Source organism: Saccharothrix sp. DSM 118769 (assembly GCF_052936295.1).
Window position 1 is genome coordinate 6,532,760 of sequence record NZ_CP193627.1, and the last position, 15,545, is coordinate 6,548,304.

Here is a 15,545-nt window from a genome sequence, read left to right on the forward strand (position 1 = left end):
GTCGGCGGTCACCCGCCGGTCGGCGCGCCGTCGGTGACCGTGCCGTCGGTGACCGCGCCGACGACCGTGACGCCGACGGAACCCGGGTTGCGCGACGCCAGGTCGAAGCGGATGCGCTCGACCTGCTCGACCTCCGCGTCGGCCGCCGTCAGCACGGACACGTCCTTGGTGACCTCACCGCGCTGGAAGTAGGCGGTCACCTGCAACCCGGTGGTCGACAGCGGCCGCGAGGGCAGCGGCTCCTCCCGGGAGACGCGTTGGCGGAACCACGTCTCGTCGACGTCCGTGGTGGACAGCTCGACCCCCTCCGGGGCGACCGGCCGGCCCGCGACCGTGTAGTTCGAGTCGGTCGGCGAGGACAGCGCCACCCGCCAGGTCAGGGTGCCGCCCTCGGTGACCGAGTCGGTGACCGGCGTGGCGGTGAGGGTCGGCTCCGGGTCGTCGTTCGGCACCGTCAGCCTGTTCGTGTAGTGGCCGACGACCGCGCCGCGCACGGCCTTGGCCAGCACCACGCGCTTCAGGTCGAAGCTCCAGCGGGTGTTGCCGGTGACCTGCACCGGGAGTTCGACCTCGTGCTGCCCCGGCTGGACCGCCACCAGCCGCTCGGTGTACGCGCGGCCGTCCTCGTCCTGGACGAACACCCGCACGGAGCCCGCGCCGTCACCCGTGACCGAGACCGGGAACCGGACGGTCCGCGTGCCGGAGTCGCCCTCCTCGGTGGTCAGCGCGCCCACGTCGACGCGCGGGAGCGCCACCGGGCGCGGGTCCGGCAGGCCGGGCGCCCAACCGTGGGCGTCGACGAGCCACGCCTCACCGGAACCGCCGTGCGGGACCAGTTCCAGCCCGGCGACGCGGCGCAGGTCGATCCCGCGCGACGGCAGCGGCACGCGGACCTCCTGCGCCCAGCGGGCGGACAACCGCTCGGTGGCGGGCAGCCCGTCGAGCGTCACCGACCCCAGCGGCGCGCGGCGCCCGGTCGCGTCGGTGACGGCCACGTCGAAGCGGGTGCCGGTGGTGTTCGGCGGCACGACCAGCCTCAGCGCGAGGTGCCGCGCCCCCGCCAGGGACACCGGCGAGCCGGGGCGCGCGGTCGCGGCCTGCCCGTCCGCGGTCCACCGCAGCGCCACGGCGAACCGGCCCGACTCGGGCACCACGCGGTTGAAGCGGACGAAGTGCGGCGAGGGTCGGGTGGCGGCCGGGTCGACGCACGCCGCGGCCGGGTCGGCCGAGACCTGCGCGCACACCCTCGCGGACCCGCCCGCCGAGGTCGCCTCGTCGGGCACGACGAACGGGGACCGCGCGCCGCCGACCGCGTGGGCGAGCACGCGCGCCGGGTCGGCCGAGGGGGCGCGGACGCCCGAGCCGTCGAGCAGCGGCAGCACCCGCCGGTCGCCCTCGACGAACAGGCGCGCCGCCGCGGCGACGTAGGTCGCGCCCGCGGTCTGCTGCTGCTCGGCCGTGAGCCGGGTGGCGGTGCCCGGCGAGCACACCGCGTCGTCGGGCGGGGAGCGGAAGTCGTCGGACGCCGGGGCCTGCGCCTGGCCGGGCGTCCACTCGGTGTTGAAGTAGTTGTGGTTGGCGCCGACGAAGTACAGCGCGCTGTGCAGCGCGGTCCCCCGGCTCACGCCGCGGGTCGCGTCCACGAACAGCTGGCCCTGGAGGTCGGACACGTCGCCGTCGCAGCCGGGCAGGATCGTCACCGACGGCACGTCCGGCGCGGGGTTGTGCCCGAAGATCGTCGGGCCGATGAGCAGGGTGCCCTTGACGTTCCAGCGCACCGGGGCGTCGCCGGGGGCCGGGGAGAGGCTGTCGACCGCGGCGCGGTTGACTCCCTCGCCGCCGCGGGAGTGCCCGACCAGGAACACCCGGCCCAGGTCCGCGACGGGCGCGGCGCGGACGACGTCGGGGGCCGATCCCCGACCGGCGCCCGCCCAGTCCGCCCACCTGGCCAGGTGGGCGCGGACCAGCGCCGACCGCGCGCCCGCGCCGGCCTCGAAGTCGAGCGTGTCGTGGGCGTTGACGGCGTTGGCCGACACGGACACCGTCACGTAGCCCTGCGAGGCGAGCAGCCGTTGCGACTGGAGGTAGCCGCGGTGGCTCGGCACCGACGTGGCGGAGGCCGGGCAGGGCCAGTCCAGCAGCATCGTGGTGCCGTCGTAGCAGGTGATGTGCCTGCCGTGCAGGAACAGCGCCAGCGGGCGCCTGCCCGGCGCGTCGGTCGGCGCGACGACCACGGCCTCCATCTCCAGCGGGACCGGGTAGCCGGGCACGGTGACGGGGTCCAGCGCGTAGTCCCCCGTGCGCGTGGCGAACGGGCCGGGCACGCCGGGGTCGGTGGCGCCGGCCGGGAGCAGCGCGGGCGGTGTCGCGTTCGCCGCGACCGGCGGTGCCGCGGGTTCCTCGGCGTCCAGCCGCCTGCCCGACAGCCGCACCTGGAGCCCGTCGACGTCGCCGACCCCGTCCGCGTCCAGGGTGTAGGTGCGCAGGTCGGCGGACGGGCGCGGCACGCCCAGCAGCCGGTCGCCGTCCCAGAACTCGACCGCGGCGCCGCCCGGCGGGACCGGGGCGGGCGCCGTCCACGCCAGCCGCTCGCCGCTGACCGCCCACCCCGGCGGCGGCGAGTCGGGTGCCCGCAGGACCTGGGCCGTCGCCGCGACCGGTGTCGTGAGAGCGGTTACCACCAAGGCGGGTAACAGGAGTGTCGTCAAGCGCATGTGCGATCCCCCTCGGGGTCGAGCGACGGCCGACCAGTTCTAGCGGGGCCGGTCGCCGCGCCACAAGCGTTGTCGAAACTGTTGCGGACCGCCGGCGCGAAGACGTCCCGAAAGTGCACCCCGCGGGAGGGCTCCGCCCGTGCCCGGCGGCCGAACGCCGCGTGCCCGGCCCGCTCCCGCACCAGGACGTCGGTGTCTTCCACCGGGTCCGGCCCACCGGCGGCGAGCCGCGGCCCCAGCCGAACGGGGAGACCGCCGAGTCGGTGTGGACGCCGATCCCCGACGTCGCCCGCCTGCACCGGTCGTCGCTGGTCGACGTCGACCTGGTCCGGCACTGAGGCCGGTGTCGCCGGGCGTGCGTATCGCGGGCGTATGGGAAACCGCATACGCCGCCGCAACCGTCCCGGGTCTTCGGTGGGGGCACGGACCGCGGCGCGACCGCACGGGTGGCGCGGGTCGGTCCGCCGATCGGGAGAGGACGGTGATCGTGGACCCTGGTTCCGCACGTGGTGTCGACCGACGACGACTGCTCGGGTGGGGTGGCCTGATGGCGGCCGGCGTGGCGGCCGGTGCGCCGCTGGTGGGCACCGGGCTCGGCCACGCCGCGCCCGGGCAGCCCGGGAACGAACACGACCACGGGCGCGGGCACGGCCCGATCCCGTTGGACACGCGGCCCGGCGGGGCCTACGACCGGTACGTGGCGGGACTGGCCGCCGAGGACCGGTTCTCCGGCGTGGTGCTGCTGTCGCACCGGGGCCGGACCGTGCTGTCGCGCAGCTACGGGATGGCCGACCGGGAAAGGGGGGTCCGCAACCACGAGGACATCGCGTTCACCCTCTCCTCGGCGAGCCAACCGTTCCTCGCGGTGGCCGTCCTCCAGTTGGTGCAGCAGGGCAGGCTGGCGCTGTCGGACGCGGTGGGCGCGCACCTGACGGGCTTCGCCGAGGGGATCGCCGAGCAGGTGACCCTCCACCACCTGCTCACCAGCACCTCCGGGCTGGACGCCCCGATGCCGGACCGGGATCGCGTCTTCCACAGCAGGGAGGAGGTGCACGAGCACGACCGGCACTGGGCGCGGCAGGCGGAGCTGGTGGCCGTCCCCGGCTCGGCCGACAGCGAGAACGGCCACCGACCCGGCGGCGGCGTCGGCCTGTCCATCGCCGCGCAGGTCGTGGAGGCCGTGTCCGGCACGACGTTCTGGGACTACGTGCACGAGCACGTCTTCGCGCGCTGCGGCATGACCGGCTCGGGGTACTACACCAGGGACCGGTGGCTCACCGACGAGCACATCGCGCACCCGTACATGCGCCAGGCCGACGGCAGCCGGGTGGACGCCGTCCGCAACCTGGACAAGGGCTCCGTGAACCCGCACATCGAGGGCCGGAACCCGGCCCGCGCCTTCATCGGCAACGCCTCGGGCGACGGTTTCGCCACCGCGCCGGACCTGGTGCGGTTCGCGACCGCGCTGCACGACGGCACGCTGCTGGCCCGCCCGTACGCCGACCTGTTCACCGGGCCCAAGCTCCCCGGTCACGACCCCACCTCGTACCGGGGGTACACGATGCCGATCTCCATCGTCGGCGACCAGTGGACGATCGGGCGCGGCGGCGGAACCGGGGGCGGCGGCGCCACCTGGACCGTCTACCCGGACACGGGGTGGGTCGGCGTCGTCCTCGCCAACTACGACGACTTCCCGCTGCTGGAGATGGGCATCGCGGAGACCGAGGCCGTCACGGGCGTGGAGCTGGACCCGCCGGGCGGCGGCTGAGCGCGGCCACCGCCGGACCGGGCGCGGACGGCCACCGCCGGACCGCGCCCGGTCCGACCACCGCCGGACCGGGCGCGGGCGCGTCCGATCCGCATACGCGGGCGATATGCCGCGCCGCCTACCCTCCGGGCATGCGCGTGCTGGTCGTGGAGGACGAACCCCACCTGGCCGAGGCCGTGCGCGACGGCCTCCGGCTGGCGGCGATCGCGGCCGACGTCGCGGGCGACGGCGACACCGCCCTGGAGCTGCTGGGCGTCAACTCCTACGACATCGCCGTGCTCGACCGCGACATCCCCGGCCCCTCCGGTGACGAGGTCGCCCGGCGCATCGTCGCCTCCGGCAGCGGAATGCCGATCCTCATGCTCACCGCCGCCGACCGGATCGACGACAAGGCGTCCGGTTTCGGGCTGGGCGCCGACGACTACCTCACCAAGCCCTTCGAGCTGCGGGAGCTGGTGCTCAGGCTCAGGGCGCTCGACCGCAGGCGCGCCCACCGCAGGCCACCGGTGCGGGAGGTCGCGGACCTGCGGCTGGACCCGTTCCGCCGCGAGGTCCACCGCGCCGGCCGCTACGTCGCGCTCACCCGCAAGCAGTTCGCGGTGCTCGAAGTCCTCGTCGCCGCCGAGGGCGGTGTCGTCAGCGCCGAGGAGCTGCTGGAACGGGCCTGGGACGAGAACGCCGACCCGTTCACCAACGCGGTGCGCATCACCGTCTCGGCGCTGCGCAAGCGCCTCGGCGAGCCCTGGGTCATCGCCACCGTGCCCGGCGTCGGCTACCGCATCGACACCGGGCACGGGGGAACCGGGCACGGGGACACCGGGCACGGGGACACCGGGCGGGGAGCGGCGGACCGTGGGTAGGCGGCCCGGTCCGAGCGTCCGCCTCAAGCTCACCCTCAGCTACGCCGGGTTCCTGGTGCTCGCGTGCACCCTGCTGCTCGCCGCCGGGGTGCTCTTCTACCTGCGGGGCCTGCCCGACGACGCGGTCCACGCCACCGACGACTTCCAGATCAACCGCTACGCCATCGTGCGCGCCTTCGTGCCGTTCCTGGCCACCGCGCTGGTGTTCCTGCTGGTGTTCGGGCTCGTGGGGGGCTGGTTCCTCGCCGGCCGCGTGCTCACCCCGCTGACCCGCATCACCGACGCCACGCGCCGGGCCGGGGACGGGTCGCTCTCCCACCGGGTCCGGCTGCCGGGCCGCGCGGACGAGTTCCGCGAGCTGGCCGACGCCTTCGACGCCATGCTCGCGCGGCTCGAAGCGCACGTCGCCGAGCAGCGGAGGTTCGCCGCCAACGCCTCCCACGAGCTGCGCACCCCGCTGGCCATCTCGCAGGCGCTCCTCGACGTCGCCCGCGACGACCCCACCGGGGACCGGGACGAGCTCGTCGAACGCCTGCACACCGCCACCAGGCGGGCGATCGACCTCACCGAGGCCCTGCTGGTGCTCAGCCGGGGCGACCGCGGGGGCTTCGCCCGCGAGCCCGTCGACCTCTCCCTCCTCGCCGAGGAGGCCGTCGAGACGCTGCTGCCCCTCGCCGAGCGGCGCGGGGTCGCGCTCGACGTCACCGGCGGGACGGCGTGGGCCGCCGGCTCCCCGGCGCTCCTGCTGCGGGTGGTGACGAACCTCGTCCAGAACGCCGTCGTGCACAACCTCCCCGCCGGCGGCACCGCGACCGTCCACACCGGAACGGGGCACGGCGTGGGCGTGCTGCGGGTCGAGAACACCGGCCACCCGCTGCCGCCGGAGCTGGTGCCGCCCCTCACCGAACCCTTCCGGCGCGGGACGGGGCGCACGCGTACCGACGAGCACGCCGGCGTCGGCCTCGGGCTGGCCATCGTGCGCAGCGTCGTCCAGGCGCACGACGGCACCCTCGACCTCGCGCCCCGCCCCGCCGGTGGCCTCCTCGTCACGATCGGGCTCCCGGCGCCGCCCGGGGAGCCGGGGACCTCACCCCGCGGAGCCGCGGTGGGCACGTCGGGGCGCCGTCGCGGTGCGGAGCGCGGTGGCCGAGCGGACGAGTGACGTGATCGCCGGTGAGCGGCTGCCCGAGGGCCACGCGATCACCGTGGTGATGTCCGGCGCGTCGACCACGGGCACCGCGACGTGGTCGGGCCACTGCCAGGCGCGGCTGGAGGCGGGGATGACGAGCAGCGCCTTGCCGAGCGCCACGAGCTGGGCGAGCTGCGACTGGGTGCGCACCTCCGGTCCCGGTCCGTCCGGGTAGGACCCGTCGAGCCGGGGCCACCGGGCGATCGGCAGGTCCGGCACGTCGCCGACCTCCGCCAGGGTGAGCCGGTCGCGCGAGGCGAGCGGGTGCCTCGCGGGCAGGAGCGCGACCTGGCCCTCCACGCAGAGGTCCTCGGTGTCGAACCCGGCGAGGTCGTCGACCGGCCGGTGCATGATCGCCACGTCGGCGCGCCCGTCGCGCAGCGCCCGCGCCTGTTCGCCGACCTCGCACAGCAGCACCTCGACCGGTGGCGCACCGGGTTCGCGCGCGACCGCGTCGAGCAGCCGTTGCAGCAGCTCGTAGGACGCCCCGGCCTTCGTCACGAGCACCAGCGGTCGCTCCGCGTCCCCGGCGCGGCGCGTCCGGCGCGCGGCGGCGGCGACCGCGTCGAGGGCGGTCCGGGCCTCGCGGAGCAGCACCGCGCCGGCGTCGGTGAGCGCGGTCCCGCGGCGGTCCCGGTCGAGGAGCCGGACGCCGAGCCGCCGCTCCAGCCGGCTGATCGCGCGGGACAGCGGCGGTTGCGCGATCCCGAGCCGGTCGGCGGCGCGCCCGAAGTGCAGCTCCTCGGCGACGGCGACGAAGTAGCGCAGCTCGCGGGTCTCCAGGTCGTCCACGGGCGGAGCCTACCCACTGATACCCGGCGGGTATCAGGAGGTGCCGGACCTGTCTTGGACACGGGCGCGCGCCCCGTCGAGCATGGACCACGTGGACGACAAGAAGATCGCGCTGGTCACCGGCGCGAACAAGGGAATCGGTCTCGCCGTCGCCCGGGGGCTCGGGGCCCTCGGCTTCACGGTCGCGGTGGGCGCGCGTGACGGGGCCAGGCGCGCGGAGGCCGTCGAGCGCCTGCGCGCCGAGGGCGTCGACGCGGTCGGGGTCGCCCTCGACGTCACCTCCGACGACAGCGTCGCGGCGGCGGCGGCGACCGTCGAGCGGACGGCGGGGCGGCTCGACGTGCTCGTCAACAACGCCGGCATCGCCGGCCGGCTCGACGGCGGCGCGCAGGACCCGACGACGCTCGACCTCGACGTCGTCCGGACCGTCCTCGACACGAACGTGTTCGGGGTCGTCCGGGTGACGAACGCGATGCTCCCGCTGCTGCGCCGTTCGGCCTCGCCGCGCGTCGTGAACATGTCGAGCAACATGGGCTCGCTGACGCTGCGGACCGGGCCGGTGATGGCCGCGTACGCACCGTCGAAGTCGATGCTCAACAGCATCACGACCCAGTACGCGCGCCGGCTCGCCGACACGAACGTCATCGTGAACGCCGCCTGCCCCGGTTACGTCGCGACCGACTTCACCGGCTTCGCCGCGCCCCGGACGCCCGAGCAGGGTGCCGCCGTCGCGATCCGGCTCGCCACCCTGCCGGACGACGGACCGCGCGGCGGCTTCTTCGACGACGGGGGCGTCGTCCCCTGGTGACGCGGGGCCGAATGCCGGAACTGGGCCGTTCGAGCGCGGTCAAGACTCCGCCCGGTCAGCCGTTTTCACACGCCGCCGGTGCCGAGCGTGTGCGTCGGGCACGCCGGAACCGCTTCGGCTGGGCCATGTCGTGCGTCTTCGATCCACCGGCTGCGCGGGGGTAACACGGCGAACGGGAGGGCCGACACCACTCGGGGGCGGCACGACGTCGGCGCCGACCCGCACCCCGCGCACACGACCGTCCCGAATGGACTCCGGATGGGGTCCGGCGTTCGGCGGCGCCCGCGAGCGCGGTGGCGATCCGGAGAGGAGCACTCCCCCATGTCTTCCCGCCAACGCGCCGTCGCGGTGCTGGTCCTGGCACTCGCCTGCGCCGGTGCCGCGCCGCCCGCCCAGGCCGAGGCACCCCACCAGGTGGTGTCCATCGCGCAGGCCCGGTCGTCGCCGCTGGGCGCGGTGGTCACGGTCGAGGGCACCGCCACCACCCCGTCGGGCGCGTTCGAGTCCAGCTTCTTCGACAAGGGCTTCGCGGTCCAGGACCGCTCCGCCGGGATCTACGTCAGCACCGCGGTCGACGCGGGGGTCGCGCCCCGCGACCGCGTCCGGGTGACCGGCGTGCTGCGCGACAGCGCCGGGCTGCGCGTCCTCGTGCCCGCCGACCCGGCCGCGGTCCGCGTGCGCGGCAAGGGTCCCGCGGTCCGCCCGGAGCCGGTGACCACCGGTGCCGTCGGCGAGGCCACCGAAGGGCTGCTGGTGCGCGTGGTCGCCACGATCACCCGCCCCCCGGCGCAGGACGCGGAGTACGGGTACAAGTTCTTCGTCGACGACGGCTCGGGTGAGCTGACGATCTTCGTCAACACCCAGGCCGGCATCGACCTCTCCGGTCTCGCGGTGGGCCAGGTCGTGCGGGTCGCCGGTTTCAGCAGCCAGTACGACACCCACCACGAGATCGACCCGCGATTCCCGGACGACATCGTCGTCCGGCGGCAGCACAACTGAAGAAGAGGAAGAAGACCCCCATGGGCTCCAGAGCCGCGTTCCCGGACCACACCGACCAGGAATTCCTGGACGGCATCGTGCAGAGCATCAACGACTACCGCGCGAAGCACGGCGCGGCCCCCGTGCAGCTCGACCCGGAACTGGTGGAGTACGCCAAGTCCCGCGCCGCGCTGGTCTCCACCGAGAACTACCTCAACCACGGCCACGCGGGGCTGCGGACCGGCTTGGGGGAGAACCTGTCCTGGCAGGCGTCCTCCGCGCCCGGCGTGGCGGCGACCACCGGGGCGACCGGCAGCTGGTACGGCGAGATCAAGGACTACGACTTCGCCCTGCCCGCCCCCGCCGACTCCTCCAAGACCGGCCACTTCACCCAGCTCGTGTGGAAGGACAGCGCCCGGGTCGGCGCCGGCCGCGCGTACGGCAAGGGCGGCGACTGGTACGAGACCTACATCGCCCTGGTCTTCTCCCCCGCCGGGAACATGGAGGGCGCCTACCAGGCGAACGTCTCGCCGACCGCGTGACGACCGGGAGCACGTGCCGGGAGCGCCACTGACGCGCTGAGCGCGCCGCCGCCCGTGCCCACCCGCTCGCCCGGTCGCCGCGCGCGCCGCCGTCCCGCCGTCCCGCTGGGCCGAGGGGCCCTACTCGACCGCGGTGCGCGCGGCGGCCGGGGCGATCTCGGCGAGCAGGCCCTCGACCAGCGCCTTGATCTCGTCGCGGATCGGTCGGACGGCCTCGACGCCCTGCCCGGCGGGGTCGGTGAGCTTCCAGTCCAGGTAGCGCTTGCCGGGGAACACCGGGCAGGCGTCGCCGCAGCCCATGGTCACGCAGACGTCCGCCTCCCGCACCGCCTCGTGGGTCAGCACCTTGGGGCTCTCGGCGGAGATGTCGACGCCGACCTCGCGCATCGCCTCGACCACCGCCGGGTTGACCCGGTCGGCGGGTGCCGAGCCGGCGGAGCGGACCTCGACCCGGTCGCCGGCCAGGTGGGACAGCCACGCGGCGGCCATCTGGGAGCGGCCCGCGTTGTGCACGCAGACGAACAGCACCGACGGCTTGTGCGGCGCGGTCGCGTCGGGACGGGCGGCGGGATCGGTGCTGGTGGCGTCGGTCATCGTGCTCCCTCGTGGTCGGGCCGGGGCGCCACGACGCGTCCCGGGTACAGCAGGCGCAGCAGCGGGACCGCGATCGCCACCGCGACGAGCTGCGCCAGCACGTAGGCGGGCACGGAGGTCGGGGCGATGCCGGCGAAGCTGTCGCTGAACACCCGGCCGACGGTGATGGCCGGGTTGGCGAAGCTGGTGGAGCTGGTGAAGAAGTACGCCGCGCCGATGTAGGCGCCCACGGCGGCGGGCGCGCGGTCGGCGCGGCCGGAGCGGGTCAGCGAGAAGATCACCAGCAGCAGGCCGAGGGTGGCCACGACCTCGGAGAGGCCGTGCGACCAGGTGGCGCGGTCGGTGGTGGAGATGCTGACCGGGGCGGCGTCGAACAGCACGTTGGCCAGGACCGCGCCCGTCACGCACCCGGCGACCTGGGCCGGGACGTAGAGCGCGAAGCGCCGCCACGGCAGGTCTCCGAGCACGGCGTCGAGCAGGGACACCGCCGGGTTGAAGTGCGCGCCGCTGACCGGTCCGAAGACGAGGATGAGCGCGTACAGGCCCACGGCGGTCGCGGCGGCGTTCTCCAGCAGCTGGAGGCCGACGTCGTCGGGCGAGAGCCGCTGGGCGGCGATGCCGGAGCCGATCACGAGCGCGGCGAGCAGGAGGCTGCCGAGGAACTCGGCGACCAGGGGGCGGAACACGTGCCGCGTCATCGGGGGTTCCGTTCTCGGACGAGGTGGTGCTGCGGGGCCGGCGGTGGGCCGAGCCGGGCGGCGGTGCGGGTCAGGGGGCGCGGGTCAGGGGGCGCGGACGGCGGGCACCAGGCGCTCGACCCGGTCGGCCAGGTCGCGGTAGGCGGCGTCGAAGGCGTCCTCGGTGCCGACCGCGGCCGGGTCGGGCACGGACCAGTGCAGCCGGTCGGCGGGGTCGAGTTCCTCGTGCGCGCTGTCGCACACCGCCACCACCAGGTCTTCGGGGCGCACCACCTGCTCGACGTGGTGGGTGCGGGCGCGACCCAGCGACAGGCCGTGCGCCTTCGCGGTGGACACCGCCATGGGGTGCACCCGCTCGGCGGGTCGCGTGCCGGCCGACGCGGCGGGCACCCCGCTGTGCGCGGCCCACAGCGCCGCCGCCAGCTGCGACCGCGCGGAGTTGCGGCTGCACACGAACACCACCCGCGACGCCCGCCGCACCCCCGAGGGCACCAGGCCGGACAGCGCCGCCGTCCGCAGCCGCAGGTAGGTGCGGCGGGCGTCGCCCTCCGAGCGCGAACGCAGCACCAGCCCCGCCTGCTCCAGCAGCTTCACGTGGTGGGCCAGCAGGTTGCTGGGCAGCCCCAGCTCCCGGCCGACCTCGCTGGGCGAGGCGTCGCCGAGCAGCAGCAGGTCCACGACCGCCAGCCGCGCGGGTTCGCCCAGCGCGGCGTGCAGGCGTGCCCGCGCCACCAGACCGGGAGGCCAGTCAGTGCTCATTGACTCAATGGTGGTTGACCGTCTCGCCGTTCGTCAAGTCGGGCGCACGACGCACGGGGAACCGCCCGGCCGGGTCCGTCGTCGGACGGCACCCGGTCGGGCGGGGATGGCGGTTCGACCAGGGGGTCAGGCGGTGGAGCAGGGCGCGCCGTTGAGGGTGAAGGAGGCCGGCTTGGCCGTGTCACCGGTGTGACTGGCCTGGAAGCCGATGTCGACCGAGCCGTTCGGCGGGATCGCGCCGTTGTAGGCGGCGTTGCGGGCGGTCACCTGCCCGGAGTTGGGCGAGTAGCTCGCGTTCCAGCCGGAGGTGATGGTCTGCCCGCCCGGCAGGGTGAAGGCCAGCGACCAGCCGTTGACGGCGGTGGTGCCGGTGTTGGTGATGGTGATGCTCTCGGTCAGACCGCTGCTCCAGGCGTTCACCGTGCTCCTGACCCGGCACGCGCCCGTGCCCGGCGTCGTCGTCGTGGTGGTGGTCGTGGGAGTGGTGGTCGTGGTGGTCGTGGTCGTCGTGGTGGGGCCGCCGGTGCCGTCCAGGCCGAAGAACGCGACGGCGCGCGCGGCCATGCCGGCGGACGGGAGGCTGTGCCCGGCGCCCTGGATGCTGTACGCCTCGACGAGGGTGGTGCCGGAGGCGTCGTTGAAGCGGCGGCGGTTCCAGTTGGGCTGCGGGGTGTCGCTCGACGTCGGCGTCTGGCTCAGGCCGAACACGTCGGTCCACTGCTCGACCGACTCCTGGAGCAGCGAGTAGGGCACGAGGGTGTCGGCGCTGCCGTGCCAGAGCTGGACGCGCGGCCGGGTCCCGGTGTAGCCGGGGTTGGCCTGCCGGACGGCGTCGCCCCACTGCTGCGGCGTGCGGTTCGCGCCGCCGCCGCCGGTGCAGCGGCTGTTGCCGGGCGGGTAGTCGGCGGCGTTCGCGAAGCAGTTGAAGGGCACGCCCATGAACGCGGCGCCGGCCTTGAACACGTCCGGGTACAGGGCGAGCATGTGGTTGGTCATCATGCCGCCGGAGGACGAGCCGGTGGCGAAGACCCTGCTCGGGTCACCGCCGTAGCGCTGCTGGACGTGGGTGACCATCGAGATGATGGAGACCGGGTCGCTGCCGCCGCCGCGCCGCTTGGCGGCGTCCGACCAGGTGTCGAAGCACTTGCCGAACCCCGCCTCCTGCTGGGCGCTGGGGTAGACGACGACGAACCCGTGCCGATCGGCCAGCGAGGCGAACTCGCTGCCCGAGTAGAACCCGGGGCCGGAGCCGCCGCAGCCGTGCATGGCCACCACGATCCCGGGGTTGGCGGGGCGCGAGTCCGGCACGTAGACGTGCATGCGCATCCCGCCCGGGTTCGCGCCGAACCCCGTGACCTCGGTCAGCGTCGCCGCGGACGCGGGTGCGGGCGCCGTGGCCACGAGGCCGGCCACGGCCAGCGACGCGGCCGCGGCGAGCAGGGGACTTCGGGTGATCTTCATGCGGGGGACTCCTTTGTTCCGCGCGCGGTCGGACGACCGTGGAGGGGTGCGCGGGCGGCCCGCGGTGCGGCGGCGCGGACCCGCTCGCGGGTCGCCGACGGGGGACCGGCGTCGACGGCGGTGCCCGATCTCGGCGTGCCCGGCACCCGACCACCTGTCGTATGACAGTTAGCTTGCTCGCCGGCCGAAAAACTGTCAATCGACTGTCTCGGTTCGACCGCGACCGGCTGCCGGACCCGCCCGAGGTCACCGCCGGTGGCCTGTCGGTGGGAGCGCGCCGCGCGCCGGTCGCCACGCGCCGGGCCGATTACAGTCGGTGCCGACCGCCCGCCCGAGCCCCGCCGGAGCCGCCGTGACGAGCCCTTACGACATCGAGGAGATCTTCCCGGACGACGGGTCCGGGCAGGTCCGGCTCCCCCGGCGGCAGTCGGGCAACTCCCCGCAGGGCCTCGCCGTGACGCTGCTCGCCGACTACACGCTGCGCACCCGGGCCTGGCTGCCGTCGGCTGCCATCGTGGCCCTGCTCGCCGAGGCCGGCGTGACCAGCGCCGGCGCCCGCACGGCCATCAGCCGGCTCGCCCGCCGGGGCGTGCTGGAGGGCAGCAAACGGGGGCGCAACAGCTCCTACCGGCTGACCCGGTCCGCGGCGGCCGTCCTGTCCGCGGGCGGCCGGTCGATCGCCTCCGCGGCCGAGGCGGGCGCGTGGGACGAGCACTGGACGCTGATCGCCTTCTCGCTCCCCCAGGACGAGGTCGCCCGGCGGCGGGAACTGCGCACGCGCCTGCGGTGGCTCGGGTACGCGCCCCTCTACGACGGCCTGTGGATCTCGCCGCACGCCCTCACCGAGCAGGCCAGGAAGCACCTGGCCGAACTCGCCTTCGGCGCCGTGACGGCCTTCCGCGCCAAGCACGTCGAACTCGACGCGGTGATCCACCGCGACCCCCTCGACGCCTGGGACACGGCGGCCATCGCCCGGCAGTACGAGACCTTCATCGACAGGTGGGGCCCGCTGCTCGACGACGTGCGCGCCGCCCGCGTCACCGGGGCCGACGCGGTCCGCGCCCGCACCGAGGTGATGGACACCTACCGCCGCCTGCCCTACCTCGACCCGCGGCTGCCCGCCCGCCTGCTCCCGCCCGGCTGGCTCCGGGAACCCGCCCGGGCGCTGTTCGCGGCCGTGTACGACAACCTCGCCGCCCCCGCCGAGGACTACGTGCGGGCCGTCGCGGGCCGGTACACCGACGAGCCGCTCACCGACATCCGGGCGCACACCACCACCGACCTGTTCGACGGTCGGCGGGACGCGACCGCGCCGAGCCCGGTCACGTAGCCGGGGGGCGCACGCTGTCCCGCGCCACGAGGGTCGGCTCACGGCTGCGCGGCACCTCCCCCGCGCCGTCCTCCCCCGCGCCGCCCCCGCCGGTCTGGGCCAGCAGCAGGGCCAGGGCGTCGCGGGCGACGGCGTCGAAGTCGGGGCGGACGGTGGTCAGCGGCGGGGTGAAGTGGGCGGCCTCGGGCACGTCGTCGAAGCCGACGACGCTCACGTCGTGCGGCACCCGCCTGCCGGCCTCGTGCATCGCCCGGAGGATGCCCAGCGCCAGGTGGTCGTTCGCCGCGAACACGGCGGTGAGGTCGGGCACGCGGGCCAGTTCCCGGCCCGCGCGGTAGCCGGACGCGGCGCTCCAGTCGCCCGGCACGACCGGTGGCGCTTCCAGCCCCGCCGCCTCCAGGGCCGACCGCCAGCCGCGCACGCGGCCCGCGCTGTCGAACCAGTCCTCCGGGCCGGACACGTGCCACACGGCGCGGTGACCGGCGTCGATCAGGTGCCGGGTCGCCGCAGCGGCGCCGGCCACCTGGTCGACGGTGACCGTCGGCGTCGCGCGCCCCGGGTCGCCGTCCACCATCACCAGGGGCGTCGCGGACCGGACGGCGTCGACCGCGTCGTGCACCGGGGCGGTGGGCGCGATGACGACGATGCCGGCCACCTGCCGGCCGTAGTGCCACTCCAGCGCCCGGGACACCGACCCGGGGTCGAGCACGTCCACCCGCAGGGCGGTCACCACGAACCCGGCCTCGGCCGCCGCCTGCTCGATGGCCGCGAGCAGCGAGGCGGGTCCGTACAGGGTGGAGTTCTGCGCCACCACCCCGATGAGCTGCGAACGGCCCGTCACCAGGGCGCGGGCCACCTCGCTGGGCCGGTAGCCCAGTTCGGCGATCGCCGCCCGGACCCGCAGGCGCGTCTGCTGGCGGACGTGCGGGTGCCCGTTGAGCACCCGCGACACCGTCTGGTGCGAGACGTTGGCGAGCCGGGCCACGTCCGCCATCGCGGGCACCCCGGGAATCCTGTTCCCCACCGCCGTCCCCTCTGCTCGAACGCGCAGC

15 protein-coding genes are annotated in these 15,545 nt (G+C 75.3%); 8 read left to right on the forward strand and 7 right to left on the reverse strand.

The genetic code is table 11. The annotated features are described in order from the left end of the window. Positions 1–8 precede the first annotated feature (8 nt). A complete protein-coding gene (locus ACRAKJ_RS27345) occupies positions 9–2,681 on the reverse strand; it encodes a hypothetical protein (protein WP_438926281.1) in 2,673 nt (890 codons plus the stop codon). A 194-nt stretch (positions 2,682–2,875) separates the two neighbouring features. Between ACRAKJ_RS27345 and ACRAKJ_RS27350 the strand changes: the two genes are divergently transcribed. From ACRAKJ_RS27350 to ACRAKJ_RS27365, 4 genes are all read left to right on the forward strand, one after another. After that, complete coding sequence (locus tag ACRAKJ_RS27350; protein WP_438926280.1) at positions 2,876–3,052, forward strand: hypothetical protein; 177 nt, start codon at positions 2,876–2,878, stop codon at positions 3,050–3,052. Between the two features lie 209 nt (positions 3,053–3,261). Continuing rightward, a complete protein-coding gene (locus ACRAKJ_RS27355) occupies positions 3,262–4,482 on the forward strand; it encodes a serine hydrolase (protein ID WP_438926279.1) in 1,221 nt (406 codons plus the stop codon). Between the two features lie 131 nt (positions 4,483–4,613). Then, on the forward strand, positions 4,614–5,342 hold the full coding sequence (locus ACRAKJ_RS27360) for a response regulator (RefSeq protein WP_438925677.1): 729 nt from the start codon (positions 4,614–4,616) through the stop codon (positions 5,340–5,342). Further along, on the forward strand, positions 5,335–6,504 hold the full coding sequence (locus ACRAKJ_RS27365) for an ATP-binding protein (RefSeq protein WP_438925678.1): 1,170 nt from the start codon (positions 5,335–5,337) through the stop codon (positions 6,502–6,504). The genes ACRAKJ_RS27360 and ACRAKJ_RS27365 overlap by 8 nt, the downstream gene beginning before the upstream one ends. On the opposite strand, the gene ACRAKJ_RS27370 is transcribed toward ACRAKJ_RS27365, so the two are convergent. Next, positions 6,430–7,323: a LysR family transcriptional regulator gene (locus ACRAKJ_RS27370; RefSeq protein ID WP_438925679.1), complete on the reverse strand. Its 894-nt coding sequence runs from the start codon at positions 7,321–7,323 to the stop codon at positions 6,430–6,432. The two genes, ACRAKJ_RS27365 and ACRAKJ_RS27370, sit on opposite strands and share 75 nt — an antisense overlap. Before the next feature lie 91 nt (positions 7,324–7,414). Between ACRAKJ_RS27370 and ACRAKJ_RS27375 the strand changes: the two genes are divergently transcribed. The 3 genes from ACRAKJ_RS27375 (at position 7,415) to ACRAKJ_RS27385 (ending at position 9,651) form a co-directional block, all read left to right on the forward strand. Beyond that, positions 7,415–8,131: an SDR family oxidoreductase gene (locus ACRAKJ_RS27375; RefSeq protein ID WP_438925680.1), complete on the forward strand. Its 717-nt coding sequence runs from the start codon at positions 7,415–7,417 to the stop codon at positions 8,129–8,131. A 321-nt stretch (positions 8,132–8,452) separates the two neighbouring features. After that, positions 8,453–9,130: a hypothetical protein gene (locus ACRAKJ_RS27380; RefSeq protein WP_438925681.1), complete on the forward strand. Its 678-nt coding sequence runs from the start codon at positions 8,453–8,455 to the stop codon at positions 9,128–9,130. 20 nt (positions 9,131–9,150) lie between these two features. Further along, positions 9,151–9,651 carry a CAP family protein gene (locus ACRAKJ_RS27385; RefSeq protein WP_438925682.1) on the forward strand — a complete coding sequence of 167 codons (501 nt, stop codon included), beginning with the start codon at positions 9,151–9,153 and terminating at the stop codon, positions 9,649–9,651. Between the two features lie 120 nt (positions 9,652–9,771). Here ACRAKJ_RS27385 and ACRAKJ_RS27390 read toward each other — a convergent pair whose 3' ends face one another. From ACRAKJ_RS27390 to ACRAKJ_RS27405, 4 genes are all read right to left on the reverse strand, one after another. After that, positions 9,772–10,245 (reverse strand): arsenate reductase/protein-tyrosine-phosphatase family protein, encoded by a 474-nt coding sequence (locus ACRAKJ_RS27390; RefSeq protein ID WP_438925683.1) that lies wholly within the window; start codon positions 10,243–10,245, stop codon positions 9,772–9,774. Further along, positions 10,242–10,943, reverse strand: coding sequence for an aquaporin (locus tag ACRAKJ_RS27395; RefSeq protein WP_438925684.1), 702 nt, complete (start codon positions 10,941–10,943; stop codon positions 10,242–10,244). The genes ACRAKJ_RS27390 and ACRAKJ_RS27395 overlap by 4 nt, the downstream gene beginning before the upstream one ends. Before the next feature lie 84 nt (positions 10,944–11,027). Continuing rightward, positions 11,028–11,702 (reverse strand): arsenate reductase/protein-tyrosine-phosphatase family protein, encoded by a 675-nt coding sequence (locus ACRAKJ_RS27400; RefSeq protein WP_438925685.1) that lies wholly within the window; start codon positions 11,700–11,702, stop codon positions 11,028–11,030. A 126-nt stretch (positions 11,703–11,828) separates the two neighbouring features. After that, positions 11,829–13,163 (reverse strand): extracellular catalytic domain type 1 short-chain-length polyhydroxyalkanoate depolymerase, encoded by a 1,335-nt coding sequence (locus ACRAKJ_RS27405; RefSeq protein ID WP_438925686.1) that lies wholly within the window; start codon positions 13,161–13,163, stop codon positions 11,829–11,831. A gap of 352 nt (positions 13,164–13,515) precedes the next feature. On the opposite strand from ACRAKJ_RS27405, the gene ACRAKJ_RS27410 reads away from it, so the two are divergent. Continuing rightward, positions 13,516–14,493, forward strand: coding sequence for a PaaX family transcriptional regulator C-terminal domain-containing protein (locus tag ACRAKJ_RS27410; protein ID WP_438925687.1), 978 nt, complete (start codon positions 13,516–13,518; stop codon positions 14,491–14,493). Here the strand turns inward: ACRAKJ_RS27410 and ACRAKJ_RS27415 are convergent. Further along, positions 14,486–15,517, reverse strand: coding sequence for a LacI family DNA-binding transcriptional regulator (locus ACRAKJ_RS27415; RefSeq protein ID WP_447008716.1), 1,032 nt, complete (start codon positions 15,515–15,517; stop codon positions 14,486–14,488). The genes ACRAKJ_RS27410 and ACRAKJ_RS27415 overlap by 8 nt on opposite strands. Positions 15,518–15,545 lie beyond the last annotated feature (28 nt).